General features: G+C 46.9%; 14 protein-coding genes. 7 read left to right on the top strand and 7 right to left on the bottom strand.

Annotation, left to right across the window (positions count from 1 at the left end; translation table 11 throughout):
* The first annotated feature begins 26 nt into the window (after positions 1-26).
* The 3 genes from EZMO1_RS10080 to EZMO1_RS10070 all read left to right on the top strand — a co-directional run bounded on the left by EZMO1_RS10080 (position 27) and on the right by EZMO1_RS10070 (position 3,053).
* Positions 27-452 carry a GIY-YIG nuclease family protein gene (locus EZMO1_RS10080; RefSeq protein ID WP_187300061.1) on the top strand — a complete coding sequence of 142 codons (426 nt, stop codon included), beginning with the start codon at positions 27-29 and terminating at the stop codon, positions 450-452.
* A 303-nt stretch (positions 453-755) separates the two neighbouring features.
* Complete coding sequence (locus EZMO1_RS10075; RefSeq protein WP_145912468.1) at positions 756-2,183, top strand: transposase; 1,428 nt, start codon at positions 756-758, stop codon at positions 2,181-2,183.
* A 66-nt stretch (positions 2,184-2,249) separates the two neighbouring features.
* A complete protein-coding gene (locus tag EZMO1_RS10070) occupies positions 2,250-3,053 on the top strand; it encodes a hypothetical protein (RefSeq protein ID WP_051789387.1) in 804 nt (267 codons plus the stop codon).
* 2 nt (positions 3,054-3,055) lie between these two features.
* On the opposite strand, the gene EZMO1_RS10065 is transcribed toward EZMO1_RS10070, so the two are convergent.
* Entirely contained in the window at positions 3,056-3,289 is a 234-nt protein-coding gene (locus EZMO1_RS10065; protein ID WP_034873097.1) for a hypothetical protein, read from the bottom strand.
* A gap of 102 nt (positions 3,290-3,391) precedes the next feature.
* Here EZMO1_RS10065 and EZMO1_RS10060 point away from each other — a divergent pair, with 102 nt between their 5' ends.
* Positions 3,392-4,141 (top strand): hypothetical protein, encoded by a 750-nt coding sequence (locus EZMO1_RS10060; RefSeq protein ID WP_034873096.1) that lies wholly within the window; start codon positions 3,392-3,394, stop codon positions 4,139-4,141.
* Here EZMO1_RS10060 and EZMO1_RS10055 read toward each other — a convergent pair.
* Genes EZMO1_RS10055 through EZMO1_RS10045 form a run of 3 tightly spaced genes read right to left on the bottom strand, consistent with a single transcriptional unit; the run spans position 4,108 to position 10,697 of the window.
* Positions 4,108-5,994 carry a hypothetical protein gene (locus tag EZMO1_RS10055; RefSeq protein WP_051789384.1) on the bottom strand — a complete coding sequence of 629 codons (1,887 nt, stop codon included), beginning with the start codon at positions 5,992-5,994 and terminating at the stop codon, positions 4,108-4,110. The genes EZMO1_RS10060 and EZMO1_RS10055 overlap by 34 nt on opposite strands.
* The gene (locus tag EZMO1_RS10050) at positions 5,995-7,110 is read right to left on the bottom strand and encodes a LamG-like jellyroll fold domain-containing protein (RefSeq protein ID WP_034873095.1); all 1,116 of its coding nucleotides are present in this window, start codon (positions 7,108-7,110) and stop codon (positions 5,995-5,997) included.
* Positions 7,110-10,697, bottom strand: a complete 3,588-nt coding sequence (locus EZMO1_RS10045; RefSeq protein ID WP_034873094.1) for a hypothetical protein — start codon at positions 10,695-10,697, stop codon at positions 7,110-7,112. The genes EZMO1_RS10050 and EZMO1_RS10045 overlap by 1 nt, the downstream gene beginning before the upstream one ends.
* Before the next feature lie 14 nt (positions 10,698-10,711).
* On the opposite strand from EZMO1_RS10045, the gene EZMO1_RS10040 reads away from it, so the two are divergent.
* Positions 10,712-11,218 carry a hypothetical protein gene (locus tag EZMO1_RS10040; protein ID WP_034873092.1) on the top strand — a complete coding sequence of 169 codons (507 nt, stop codon included), beginning with the start codon at positions 10,712-10,714 and terminating at the stop codon, positions 11,216-11,218.
* Here the strand turns inward: EZMO1_RS10040 and EZMO1_RS10035 are convergent.
* Positions 11,205-11,594, bottom strand: coding sequence for a hypothetical protein (locus EZMO1_RS10035; protein WP_034873091.1), 390 nt, complete (start codon positions 11,592-11,594; stop codon positions 11,205-11,207). The genes EZMO1_RS10040 and EZMO1_RS10035 overlap by 14 nt on opposite strands.
* Entirely contained in the window at positions 11,594-12,382 is a 789-nt protein-coding gene (locus EZMO1_RS10030; protein WP_034873090.1) for a hypothetical protein, read from the bottom strand. Before EZMO1_RS10030 ends, EZMO1_RS10035 begins: the two co-directional genes overlap by 1 nt.
* On the opposite strand from EZMO1_RS10030, the gene EZMO1_RS10025 reads away from it, so the two are divergent.
* Positions 12,381-12,674: a hypothetical protein gene (locus tag EZMO1_RS10025; RefSeq protein ID WP_034873089.1), complete on the top strand. Its 294-nt coding sequence runs from the start codon at positions 12,381-12,383 to the stop codon at positions 12,672-12,674. The genes EZMO1_RS10030 and EZMO1_RS10025 overlap by 2 nt on opposite strands.
* Positions 12,671-12,922: a pyocin activator PrtN family protein gene (locus tag EZMO1_RS10020; RefSeq protein ID WP_034873088.1), complete on the top strand. Its 252-nt coding sequence runs from the start codon at positions 12,671-12,673 to the stop codon at positions 12,920-12,922. Before EZMO1_RS10025 ends, EZMO1_RS10020 begins: the two co-directional genes overlap by 4 nt.
* Positions 12,923-12,930: 8 nt before the next feature.
* Here EZMO1_RS10020 and EZMO1_RS10015 read toward each other — a convergent pair whose 3' ends face one another.
* Positions 12,931-14,100 (bottom strand): tyrosine-type recombinase/integrase, encoded by a 1,170-nt coding sequence (locus tag EZMO1_RS10015; RefSeq protein WP_222842219.1) that lies wholly within the window; start codon positions 14,098-14,100, stop codon positions 12,931-12,933.
* Positions 14,101-14,317 lie beyond the last annotated feature (217 nt).

The following is a 14,317-nucleotide window of genomic DNA, read 5'->3' as shown; positions in this document are numbered from 1 at the left end:
GTGAACTTCTCTAAAGAGAAATCACATTGAAAAGCCCCATGCACTTCATCAAATCAGCTCTGGAATACCGCCACATCACCGAGCTTGATGCAGTTCCCATGCAGTTGCGAGGCATCTACGCCCTATACCAAAAAAAGGGCAAGTCCTACAACCTCGTCTACATCGGCATGTCCGGCAAAGATGCCAACGGTAAAATCCGTAAACGCCTGTTTTCACACAAGCGGAAACGAGTCGGTGACTGGACGCACTTCTCTTATTTCGAAGTGTGGGACAACATCACTGATACTGAAATTCAGGAGCTGGAAGGGCTGTTTCGGCAACTCTATCGATTTGACTCTCGCAGCAATATCCTGAATATTCAACAGACTTATAAACCTCTGACTCAAGTTCGAAGAGAGACGGAAAAACAGCTTGAGCTGGAGCGAGTGACGAAGAAATCGTTGGGAGTCTGATGAGTACATTTTATTCCGTTCTGGTTATTTACTTTTCCGCTGCCCTTTTAGCGGCTCTCAGGCTTGGATGGCATTATATTTTTAAATACGACCAATATGACCGAAAGTACCGAGAAGTAGCTTTCCCTATCACTCGATGCTGCAGTTTTTGATATTTGAGGGAGAGCAGGAAATGGCAGGGTGGCATAAGAGCAGACTACTACTGCAGCTCCGAATTCAAGCCTTGCGAGATTCCATCATAGCCACAGCAGCAGGTTGGAGGTAAGATCTCATAGGAACTTAATAACCGTCAAGTGTCGTATCTTGCTAATTCGCCCATTACCCGTTGTCACTGCCTTTCTGGATGCTTTGAATGATTCGCTCAAGTCCATCAATTCCTCTGCGCAGTTGAGTAGATCCCAGAAAGTGGCACTGGGCGTTTTTATCATGGGAATCGTGGTAACTAAAACTATTAACTGGGCTGCTTTTGAGCGCAGAAGCTTAGGCAGATTCAAAGCGACCCGTCTGTGCTGGATGTTTTATCAAGCAGAAATTGCATGGCAAAGCCTGCTACAGGCCAGCGTCAGAAATATTCTTCTACGCTATGGAATACAAAGTGGAACCCTTGCTATCGACGATACAGGAAAAAAGCGCACTAAAAGGACTTCAAAAATCGACGGTGCCCATAAGATAAAAGACAAATCAACAGGTGGTTATTTTAATGGGCAGGAACTGGTGTTTATGGTGCTCGTTACTGAAGTAGCTACCTTTCCAGTAGGGTTTCGCTTTTATATTCCTGACCCTGAGTTATCTGCATGGAGGAAGAAAGACAAGGCGCTCAGGAAGCAAGGCATTCAGAAAAAAGAACGACCGAACCGTCCTGAGCCAGATCATGTTCGTTACCCCACCATGCAGTCGTTGACGCTGGTTATGCTGCAAGAATTTGTTGATTCGTTTCCCAACATTACGATCAAAGCAATTCTCGCTGATGCACTGTATGGCACAGGAGACTTTATGGATAAGGCTGCGGAAATAACAGGCGGAGCCCAGGTTGTCAGCCAACTGCGCTCGAATCAGAAAGTATCCAACCGAAACCACTCGGAAGCGACTCTCAAAGCTTACTTTTCGCGCCAGAAAGGCGCTGAAACTCAACTCATAATACGCGGTGGCAAAGAAGAGCAGGTCACGATGCTGGCTGCTCGGCTGTATGTTAAGGCTCATGGGAAAAGACGTTTTGTTATTGCCCTGAAGTATGAGGGTGAAGAGGATTATCGCTATCTGGTGGCTTCAGATATGTCATGGCGGCATACCGACATAGCCAGGATTTACACCTTGAGGTGGTTGGTCGAGGTTTTCATTCAAGACTGGAAAGCTCATTGTGGCTGGAACAGGTTGAGCAAACAGCAAGGTGCTGACGGATCGCAGCGCGGCGTGATCCTGAGCCTGCTGTGCGAACACATGCTGTTACTGCACCCTGAGCAATTCGTCCTACTGAAAAACAAACAGGCCGGAATGCCCGCAGGCTGTCTGATCGAACGCCTCAATGCAGAAGCCTTGCTTGCTACGGTGAAATCAGTGGTTGAATCGGAAGATCCAGATACCGAGCTTAAGGCTCTGGCCTTAGCCTTAGAGCATACTTTGCCCAAGCGGGAGTCGAGCAGGCATATGGCTGGTAGAGACCTGGGAGAACAAAAGGCAACTGACTCACTCAAAGCACACGCCCGGAAGTTTAAACTTTTAGATGCAGCTTAGAATCGAGATAAATACGTTACTTGTTTAGGTAAAACTGCAGCATCGAGTATCACTGTATTTTCACTGTTGTGGCCTCTGTTTTTTCTCAAACCCAAGTTTCTGATCGATCCTTCCGAAATATTAGACGATGGTTCCCTACAAGCCGATGAAGCCCGTTTAAGAGATATACCACCTCCTTGTGGGGAACGACTCTTTTTCCATCAGGGAATCGACTCTACTGAAGCCTGCGGTGGCTTCATTTTTTCCAGAAAAGATGTGGAAGAACACTTGAAAGGAAAGCTATCTGAAAACCCACACCTGCATTATGACCATGAGGGCGCTATCCTGAACTGGGTAACCAGGCACTATAACCCCAACCTGTCTGACCCGATTTCTGTTCCGAAAACATGGCATCGCTTTGAGTACATAGCCAATCAACTGATCGATGATGGGTTGGGTGAGGTACACTGTTTGACCTGCCAGACTTATTACGATGTCAGCAAGCTGACCGCTGATAATGACCGGGGCTTGCCGGGCTGGAATTTTAACCGTCAGCTCTGCCCGGAAGGTCACTTGTTACTAATGACACGGGGTATACATATTTCTATGCGATCTGAACGGGAACCTCAAGAAGTAATGGAGGTCGATAAAATCCGTTGTCGTTTTGACTATGTCTGTCCAAAAGAATGGAGCGAGCTGAAGGTAATCGACAACCCGAATGAACGATTCTGCGATCACTGTAATGAGTCAGTTCATCTTGCTTATTCAGAGACGGATCTCGACCATCTTGCAAGAGAAGGGAAATGTGCTGCTTTAATGCTTCAGCAAGATCAGGGTGATTATCTTGATATTCCAGCCTTTAAAGGGCGGCTGGTAGCTCCGGATGAATAGTTTCAAACCTCTGCCTCATAATGCCCCAACTCCGGCGCAGCCCCTTTAATTTCCCCATCCTGCACAAACGCCTTCTTCCCGGCCCCCACAGACTCACCCTTCACTACAACCGCTGTCCCATCCCGCAAAACCGCCGTACTCGTACCATTCCCATTATTACCTGTTATCATCACCACAGTTCTGGCTCCTTGAGGAATCAGAGCCTTGAACTGCTGCCAAATATTGGTTGTTGCCATGCTTTACCACCCCATTGGTAACTGTTTGTTATAAAAGGAACTTTATACCGACAAAAAGCTCTAAGCCTTCAGGACTGTCATATCTGGGCGAAGGAGTAGTCAATGAACCCTCATTTTCTTGAAAAGTGCATGTATGCCTCGTTATTCGAAGAAAAAGAAGAAAAGCTTCGAATGATCAGGGGTATGGTGTGCAACAAGAAAATGGCAGATCAATTCAATGAAAAGTGTATCGGACTGGCAACAAAAGACCCTCACCGATTAAAGACCGACTTCCTGATTTCTGAAACGCACCCTTTACTGCTCAATAATATTCAAGGTCTTCAGGCAAAAAAGCTGGCGACAGGCTTGAGGGAAACCTACATCAAACGCAATATGGTGATGCTGGAAAAGAGAGGGCTTATCCCTCTGATTAAGGCCAACTTCAATCTTGAATCAGTGATTCCGTTTGTGGATGGTTCTGTAAAAATTCTGGTGGATAGCAACAACACCATTATTATTCCTTATGTTCTGTCCTATCAGGACTGGCTGGAAGTTGCCAAACAGACATACCCTGACGAATTCCACGAAACATCAACCCGCACCAGACTACGCGCTGTTTTTAAAACCATCAGGCACTCCATGGGGATTTATGATGCCGCCTGGCAGAAACTTCCAACAAAGTGCTATGGCTACATTTGCAGACGAATGGTGCAAATGGTTTGCAAACGCTTCTCACTATTAGACACTGTGGCTAAAGAATGGCTGGAGCAGAAGGCTAAAGTAACAGATGTTGATCAGTTTGAACTGGACACTGACTGGGTTGTTGGGTCTGATAAGTTCTACTGGCTGCCTGATGAGCTGGCTGTAAAATAATGTCGCTCCAGCTCTATGCTCTGAGTTACCTTCCCACCTGATAAGCTAATGCTGGTAGACAGGCATAAAGCCCGCCAGTTGCCACTTTGCCCATTAAGAGAATCCATAACTTCTACCAACTGTCCCGGTTGTATGAGTCCCGGTGCTGTGTTGGTATCGGTCAGCGGAATATCTACCATTATCACGCTCTGATGCCCTCCTTTGGCCAATTCGTTCCTGCCCCGTTCTGTATTGACCTGCGTTTCGGTTAGCCAGTCTTCCAGAATATCCGGGGCTGGTTTATCCCCTGCTGTTCCTGTCCGTTTCACATTGACGGAAACGCCTGAATGAGTACCGGATACATAAACAGCATTGTATTGTGGTTCGGGTCGCCAGCTCGCGCTCAAACTAATGACCATACTGGCAGGTATAACAGCGTCCATCGTTGCTGCATCCCACGCCCAAGGACTAGCAGGGTATCTTGACTGAATGAACAGTGTATCGCTGTCTCTGGCTGGAATAATGACCGATCCCGCTGTTGTCGCTAATCCGCCTATGACTTTCATAGGGGTTTCATTCTGATAGCTGAAAGTGCCTCCGGGGATAATCCAGTCCGGCGTTGCATATTCGTTGAGGTCTGGATATTCAGCCGTGAATCCTGTGTTCTGTAATTCTTCACTAATGGCTTGCTTTGCGTTGATATTACTTGAACTGCTTTTGCTTCGTTGGGGTGCGTAAGGGGCTGCCAGTAATTGTGTGCGACTGGTTCCGTATATTGTGTACTGTTCCTGCCCTAACTGTCTCTGGCTAGTGTAACGCTCGACCATAAATATCCATTTCCAGCCGTTGATATCCACCTCGATCTGCTTTATCCCATTATGATTGGGTTCCACTAACGCAAGGCTGGATGCTCCCCACAGTTCACCGCTAAATTCCCAACTAAAGCTATCAATATCCAGATTAATGCTTATCTGCTTTAGCTCTATGGGGGTTCTGTCTGGCAGGGTGACAATGGTTACAGTATTCATAAGCAGATAGCTCTCTCTAATATCTGGCTGAATAGGTTCTGGCTTTTTCGGGTCTTCAGGTTTTGTTTCCCCGCCATAGTTCCCTGTGTATTCATTGTCGGTGTGCTTATGCCCTTTGCCCCAAGGGATAACAATGGCTTCATCTTGGGTTTGATTACTGCTGTAAGAGGCTCGTTGATGACTGTCTGTTGGTCGTATAGTTTGGTTGACTGCTGAGTTGTCCAGTCTGAAGTAAACATTGGGAGATATTGCCGGAGTGTAACGCTTGCCGTTGAACGCAAAGTTCAGAAGGCTGGGCTGAGCAATGGTATAACCTGTTTTTTCCTGCTCGATGACGGTACTGTATTCATCGACCCGATCAAATCGTTCTGTCTTTTGCCGGTCTAATTCTCTGGCTTGTTTCCATTGGTATTCAGGCTGAATATTCTTTGGCGTTACCGATTGATCCCATACGACTTCTGGCTGTACGTCCTGTGCTGTTAGCTGGTTCCATTCCTGTCTTGTTTGACTGCTTTTACTTTGGCTATAACCGTGGCGACTTTGTACGCGAACTTGCAAATCAGGCACCTTGCTCCAGAACAGTCCGGTTTCTCTGGCTTGTACGGGCATCGCTTGATGACTAATTTGCTGTCGTTCCGTGTTTATCGTCACACTACTGCCGTAAAGTGCATAATGTGCCTGCTGTTTGACCTGCCCTTTTTGCCACTGGCTCTGATAGGTACTGGTGACGGAGGGAGGTGTTAGAAAAGGAATACCCTGTTGCGGATAAAAGCTGAAGTCTGCCGATGGCTGGTAAGGATCTGCCGTGAACTGAAAGTCCTGACTATTGCTGGGTAAATAAGGCACTTAACTTTCCACCACCAGCTCTGGAGTGACGGGCGCATGAGCAAGAGGTCGATTGAAGGGTTTTACTTTAAATTGTGCGGTGCCTACTGCCTGCTGTTCTTCAGCTTCTATCCACCATTGCGGTTCAGCGCTGTTGCTAGTGCCTGATACCGTACATTCATAAACGTATCCGGTAAAATACGTCGGTCTGATAATGTCACCAGTTTGATAAAGGGTATCGGGCTGCCACTCGGCTCCCCAGTCATCCAGAGCTACCACTAAAACCTCCTTGTCGTAGTTATCCCATATCAAATGATAATCACCTGCACTATTACTTCGGCTTCTGGCAAGGAGTTCTCCGGTTTCCCAAGTGCAAGCTAGAACGTCTTTTTCTGAAGGAGAGTCGTTCTCATAAATCGTTCCGGACACTTGGTACTGCTGAGTAACAATCTGATTGATCCCGGCGTTATAAAGTGCCATAACTTGCTCTGTCGTCAGCCGGTAATCAAACAGCATTATCTCGGCAGCATGACCTTCAAAATTACTGCCTCCCGGAGCTATACCTCCGATCATCGCAGGGCACACTTCTCCACCGTCTGCATTATAAGAGTAACTGATGGACTCCTGCAGGATGCCATTGATATAGAAGTGAATGGTTTGGCTGGCTGAATCTCTTACTGCTGCATAGAAGTATTCGGTATCTAGTTGGAAGTCAAAGGTCACGCCTGAAACGCTCACGTTGGTTCCGAAGCTGTTTTCATGGAACCATCGAAACTTCCCATCCCGAATACCAAAGCCCCATAAAAAGTTCTCAGTCATGGACTCGCCACTGGTACTGCAATGAATCAAATACTTTGATCCAGTCATTGAACCTGTCGGCTTAATCAGCCCTGCAATGGTTATATCTCCTGTTATTTGAAGTGCAGAGTGAATGTCTGTTGTTGCCAGAGAGGTGTTTCCGTTGAAGTGGGCACCGTATGTACCGGGAAACAGGGATAAAGCTTCTTGCACCTGAATGTCTGTTGCCGTGGCATCATAAAACCGGGCACTGTCGCTTAAAGAACTACCTTCGGTTTCGTTGAGCCGATACCATGCCAGAGGGTGCAAGCTATTCACCAGATCAGTAAAGTCGCTCATTAATCAGCATCCCCTCTGATCTGTAGGGTAAACTTGTCGTCTGATTCCGTTCCTTGTCCTGAAAGAACGGTTCGGCAAATCCACACCGGAGCCAAGCAGCCATCCGTGTTAAACCGTACAACGTTACCCGCTGCCCAGCCCGTTCCCCAACCATCAGCCAGAATAGAAAAATACGGGGTTCCGGTTTCCGGGTTCATCGGTGCTGTATTGGTGGCAGTATTACCGGTTTCGATGATACCCAGTTTTTCCTCTACCACCTGAAAGCTGGCACCGCTGGTAAAAATCAGTGCCCACTTGCCATAGATAGCTCCACGGTTGGCTACCTGTATTGGGTAGTTAATGGTGTTGTATTGAGCTGTGGTGTTGTCCTCGTTGCGCTCGTCCGTCCAGTTAGGATTGCCGTTATCCCAGACCTTCTGACTGAAGAAGTGATGGACTCTCGCTTGTAAGTCGCCATAGACCAGTGCACTGCTGACGGTTGTTTCACCTGCCGGTAAATCCCAAGGCACCGGAGCAATGATAGAAAGCTCCCCGTTAATCTGTGCATCGCTGACCACACTCATATGCTCCACTCTGTCGGTGATGGTAAAGGGTGCAGTTAGGTTGTTGCCCTCGATGTCCTGAAGCTGTAATGGATCGGCAAAGGTCAGAGTGCCAGCCTGCTTGTCGGCGTTGAATTGTGCAGGATCAAGATCATTTCCATCAAAATCCTGAACCGTTATCTCTGCCTGATGATCTCTTGCCAGAACAACATTCTGCCCTGCTGTTGGGGTCGCTACATCAGTTTGCTGCTTGTGGCTGATAACTACAATATCTCCGGGTCTGTAGATAGGCACTCGCCCGTCCGAAGGTAGACGAACCGGATCAAGTCCAATAAGGTCAGCATCCATTGGAAGACTGGTTTCTATGACACAGTTATAACGAACGCTTTGCGGGATAATCTGAATAGGGTCGTTTTCTGGTGAATGACCACCCCTGAAAAACACCTCGCACCAGCCTGTCGTGGCATCAAAGTATCCCTGCATTTCAGAGGTGTTAATGTCGCCGTTGAAGTCGGCTGTTCCGGTGAGAATATCAGCGTTGTCGGCTCGAATAGCGGTGAGTTGCAAACTGCCTGCTCTCACGGGTGCGCCGGGTGTACGAAAGGCGACAGAGTTTGTTTTAAAGTCAGCGGAGAAGGTGGCTGCTGATGTCAGGGTGGCGTTGCCGACTGTACCGGACGGATAAACCGTCATGGTCGCCACACCGCCGGTATAGTCGATGGTGCCTACCTGCGTACCGGCATTGGTTTCAGTACTGATATTTTTATAAAGCAATCCATCACGATCAAAGTAAGACTCGCCATTCCATTCAAAAATCAGACTGCCCGGTATCAATGGTTCTTCGATCAGTGGTAACAGGTCGATAGTCAGTTCCGGTGAAGGCAAAGCTTCAGTATTGGGCAGATGGCTGAGCGTGTTGCTCTGGGCTTTACTGGTGACGGTGCTACCGGAATACACTTCAGCTTTGGTGACATTGGCAGAGGCCATTGTGTGAATAGTTCGGCTCGTTGTAACACCCCAGCTTTGAAAAGAATGGATGTAAGAATAAGCATTGGTTTTTCGGACAGTATAATTTTCTGTCGCCTGAATCGTGAATTCACCTGTCTGGTAATCAATGGTGCCTGCCCCGTTCTGCCATCCACCCTGAGCATTATCGCTGAAGGTTTTATTGCGGTTGTAGGTGCTGGTGTACTCTATAAAACCCACATACGCACCGTTATGCGTCACTGACTCTCTTTCTACGGCAAACTGAATCTGAACCGAGCCGGGAAGCAAAGGCGCACCATTAATAATTCCCGTCATCAAGCCTGCCGGATCAACTGTGACTTCAACCTGACCTCCGGCGACCTCACCCTCCTGATATTCAATCTCTATCTCGGTGCCATTGTCAGGGATGGCATTCAGAACAAAGCCTAATTCGCCCGAAGCGTAGTAAACACTGCCCGAACCATCGCCGGATAATAACCCATTACCCTGATCCGTCAGGGTTCTATTCAGGTCATTGGCAAGGTAACGAATGATCACACTGCCCGGTTTGATGCCCGGTTTTTCAGTGGTATGACGAAAGGCAAACTGCTCTACAGGCAAGGAACCTGTACGAAGGGTAATGTCTTCAGTAGCCTGCGTGATATAACTGAACACCAGCTTGCTGTCAGGGTCTGGAACTGCATCAAAGGTCACGGCAACACTGCCAGTGCTAAAATCTATATTCCCTTTGCCGGAACCTTCCAGTTGCCCACTGCCTGAATCGCTGACATCCTGCCACTTTCCCAAAGCCATATAGCTGATGGTCAACGTTCCCGGCTTGGGCTTGGCTTCAGCAAAATTGAAGGTGTAATTAAAACCACGATTCTGAGCCGGTACATCTTCCATGCCACTGATGGCAGAGCCTACGATGGCAGCGGCAGGTTTATACGTTGCTGAAGCAGTACTACTGAAATAACCGCTGTTTCGATAGGCGTTTATTTCTCCGTTTTCATAGTTGATGGTGATCTCTGAAAACGTATTAGTGCCCCCACTGTGAGCCATGTACCCTTTGCCATCATCCGTAAAGCTTCCTCCGCCCATGCTCAGAGTAATGCTTCCCGGTAACGCTCCGGTCTGTAAAAATGCACGACTCTGGTTACCAGTCAGATGAACAAATTTTGGTGTGACACTTCTTATGGCTGAAGATGTTGCCACCATGCGTTTGGCGGTGTAACCGCCGTACTGATCCACTACAGGGCTTTCCACTCTGGCACTGGGTACCAGAGATTCATAAACGCTTTGAACCCGAACACTTAAATCCCCTTTGTTAATGTCAGCACTGGTGGGTTTGATACCGTAATAGCGGGAAGCATCCGCAATTTGTGTGCTTTGTATGACCGTCTTCTCGGTGATAACACCTTCTGTGTCTGTCGCTATTCGAGTGCCTCCGGGGGTAGGTATCCCTCCGGGAAAGGTGTAAACAAGGGCAGAGCTTATTTCCATATCAATTCGACGGCGTTCAAAGTCCACAAAATTGTCATTACCGTATTGATAGGTGAACACTTCCAGACGGCTTTCAACGTTGGTTAAACGAACATACTGTTCTTTTTTGGTGGTGGGGTCGTACAACCGATAGACCTCGCCCACCTCTGGAAGCTTGCTTTCTTCCCGCTGAATACCTGCAATACTTCGTTGCCCCTCCTGCTGATTACCCAACAGTTCAAAACTGGCAGAGGTGCCCGGAACCACATAAGCCTCTATGCGATTTCTGGCACTGCTGCGCTCGTCGGTCTGATCATCGGTGTTGAATAGAAGAACGCTGACGTTTTCGTCTTTGGGTGGCTCGGTCAGAATCAGGTGGCTGCCCAGATAAGCATCGTTGTTGTCGGTGCTGATACCCACATAAGCCTTACGTAATGCCACATCCCCGATAGTACGGTCTATCCTTGAGATGTCCTGAAACAGGTTGTTGACGTTGCCGTCAATCACTTCGTTTCCGGTTGCCCGACCTCCGCCGTCTTCTTCGTCGGTGAGTCGTTGGCTTTCGAACAGTTTTACATCAGAATTTTTAATTGACATGGAGGAGTAGTACCTTGTTCCAACTAAAAACGTTGAGCTGGGTCGTTATTTTTATTGCTGCTAATGGGTGGGCGTTAACCCAACAGGAATGCAAGAGCGTATTAGATAACTACGATGTTGCTTTGGAGTTTGTTTTTTCTGAAGTTGCCAATCAACGAAGTCTTTTCGATTTCCTGAAACAGACGAATACACTCGTACATTACAGACCACTTGATGGGCTGGATGATGGCGTTATGGAATTGTGGTCTGACAAAAAGCACGTCCACACTGTCTCGCGAGAGCTCTTTTATCCCATACCGATCTACTTTGCTATGGAATATTTAACAACATCAAAAATACCGGATTCACATAAATATTTTAGCCACTCAACCTATTGTCAGAATATGTATCATGCCGATTATAAATTTTCTCTTTATCTTTGCTGCTTAGTTGACCTGAATAAAAGAACTCTGACCTACGCTGATGTTTTAAAAATGGGTATAGGAGAGCAATTCATTCTGAATCGAATTATTGGTGACTGACCGTTAAAAACAAAATGGTTAATCGATACTGATAACCATCATCCGGATAAGCGTAAGGCAGCACTTGTTGCGCCTGTATCGGTGAACCATTCCTGCGATCAAAAATCACCGTAAAGGTTCGCTCATCAGGCAATGTCAGGGTCATGATTTTGTTGGGTGTCTGTGCCAACAGCAGCAGGGCTTCTACTGTTGATCTTGGCACCCAACCAGACTCATCGTTCCCCGACAGTTCGATAGGACGACCGTGCAGAAGGCTCTGTTCCTGCACCAGCAACGCACCGGACAAGCTTCGGTCTGTGGTTTGCTCTACCGGGTTCCAGTTGAACTCGTTGATCCAGAGTAAATCATCAGGCAGTTCTATTTCGTCCAGAGTCATTACAGTGACCTCAATCCTGCCAGCTTTAAGGCTTCGAGTAATTTGGATTCATTACTGTGACGAATGCCGACTTTGACGTTACCGCCCGGATATTCCAGACGGATGACTTTTTCACTGTTGCGCCAGTCACGTTTAGGAGGTGGTGGTGCTGGTAGTTTTTTAAACTCAAGCTGTCGTTCTTCCAGCTTGTCCTGTTGAATTTTTCTGCGTCGTTCACTGTAAATTTGCTGATTAAGATTAAGTGCTTGCTGGATATCGCTGACTGACTGGGCGTTGCCGTCTTGTTGAGCTTCTTTCAGTTGTTGTCCAAGGTTCCTTTTGCGACTTTCAAACCGGCGTTGCTCTATGGATTCCTGTTTGCCCTGAAGCTGATCCAGTTCATCCTGCATGCTTTCTAATGTGCTGCGTGTACTGTCGCCCAGTTGCTCCATACTGTCTTCAGCCTGGTCAATGGCATCCGTCAGTCGATCAAGGTCCTGGTGATTCAACAGATCAAGAGAGTTAGCTGCTTCTCGTCCGGCGTAAGCCAGTCCCTGAGCTGTCAGGGTGCCATCTTCATAACCAGATAACAGGGATTCCAGAGTCACCTTCTGTTCTAAAAACTGCGCTTTGACATAGGCGGCATTCGCAGCAGTATCGACCAGCCAGCTTCCGATGCCGGTAGGGTCGAAGCCTGCCGTTGCATTGGCAAGACGCCTGGCTTCTTCTCTGGCTTCCTTCAACTGATAATTTAATTGCCCGAGTTGGTCAAGGGTGTCACTGGTATCAATTTGGGTAGCACCCTGCATGGCAAGAAAAGCGTCTTCTGCCTGTGCGCTTAATGAATACAGCTCTGCAGTGGTGTGGTTAAAAATAGCCGCAAGGCCAGCGCCGGTGGATTTCAGTTTGGTTGTGTTCTGGGTTCGTTACCGCCATAAGCAAAATGATCAGGAGTTCGTGACCGGCGAAAACCCGGATGCTTTCACATCCGCGGACATAAAAAACACTGAAGACAAATCTTTGCTGACCGACGAACGCATCCAGACTCTCAAGTCAGAATTCAATGCCACCATCAAGCCTGCAAATAAGGACATGCCATGAACACTGAATTAATGCTGTTTGCCCGCTATGAGAAGCCTTATGTAAGGCTGGAAGATGTTTGTGAGGAGTTGTTTAATTTGTGTGAGCGAAAAGCAAAAGAAGCTGCCGCTTCACAGTCATTGCCAGTGCCTGTTTTAAGAATGACAGGCAGTAGAAAATCACCGTTGATGATCAAGCTGTCTGATCTGGCAGAGTATCTGGACGCTCGGCATGAGGAGTACACCAAAGTTTGGGAAAAGGTGAAATAGAGTCTTGATCAAGACTCTTCTTCACCTCTGTAAATAGCCTTTGTCATCCGACCTTTTGGCTCATGCTCTGACCAAAACTCGCTCTCTATTTCTTTACAGCGGCTCCATAAATCCGGTGGGTTTTTATGGATCAAATGAGTGTAGCGTCGTAGGTTATCCCATGTCTTATGCCCACTTCGTATGGCTACTTCGGGAATGCTCATTTTCTGCTCGAACAACCGGGATATTCCATCATGACGAAAAGAGTGAAAGCGCAGCTCTGGACAACCTAACAGCCGGGTTTTAGTAGAGAACACAGTTGAAAGTGTGTTTGGAACGTAGGGAAATATTCTATCCTCCCCATCAATTTTGGGTTGAATCGATATGATCTCCAAGCACTCCTTCGACAACGGCACCTTATGATGATTGCCATACTTTTTCTTGGGGTCTTTTCTGTCCCGAATAATAATGAATCCATTTTCTATATCCAGATCACTATGCCTGATGCGACAAATCTCACCTTCCCGGAAAGTGCTGTATATACTGAACAGCATTAGGTGATGATGCGGTATCTTGGCTTGAGCAAATTGATAGCCACTCAAAAATCGCTCATATAAAAGATAAACCTGATCTTCGGTTGGTCGTGTATCATCTTCTTTAGACTTGCCAATCAGCTTCATTTTCCAAAGCTCTTTCATCACTTCATCCGTGATAAATTTTCGAAAATATAACCGCAGTCGCTTTTGCCAGTCGATAGCTCGTCTTAAAACCGAAACGTACAAATGATTGGTGGCAGGGGCTACCGTTTGAATCCGTTCATCAAGTAAATCGATAAGATCAGAATCAAGAATCTCGTTAGAATGTTTTTCTCCCAACCTGCTTCTCTCCCAGAACTCTATAGCGTATATATCCCTTTTGCTGATTCTTTGGTCTTCAGGTAAGGACTTCTGCTTCTCACGATAACGAGCCAAATAGTCTTTAAGCTTTATATCGCCAGTTCTGGATTTTGCAGACTCATATTTGGACTGACCTTGCTCAGCTTTTTCGGCTTGTTCAAGCATGTCTTTTTCAACTTGCTTTGCCCATGCCCTGCCGGATGCTTTATCAGGAAAAGTCAGGCTTTCTCTGGCAGAAAAGTGCTGCTGTCGTACAGTCACTTGATAGGTATAAACAGTTCCTTTGCGTCGTTTTCTTTTCAAACATTGAATCGTCATATGACACCATAGTCGTATTATTGGAATTGGCGCAGTATGCAAAACAGTATGCAATCGCAATGAGTTTATAGGGTATTATCGTGTGCTTTTGTAGATTATCAGGTGATTTTAATCCATTAAAATCAATTAGTTAGGATATTATACCTATTTTATTGTGATATGTGGTACGAATTTCAGGAAGGCGGTTTTGATGAAGATGTCA

This window comes from Endozoicomonas montiporae CL-33 (assembly GCF_001583435.1).
GTDB lineage: Bacteria > Pseudomonadota > Gammaproteobacteria > Pseudomonadales > Endozoicomonadaceae > Endozoicomonas_A > Endozoicomonas_A montiporae.
Note: the sequence above shows the minus strand (reverse complement) of the source record. Positions and strands in the feature narration are given on the sequence as shown.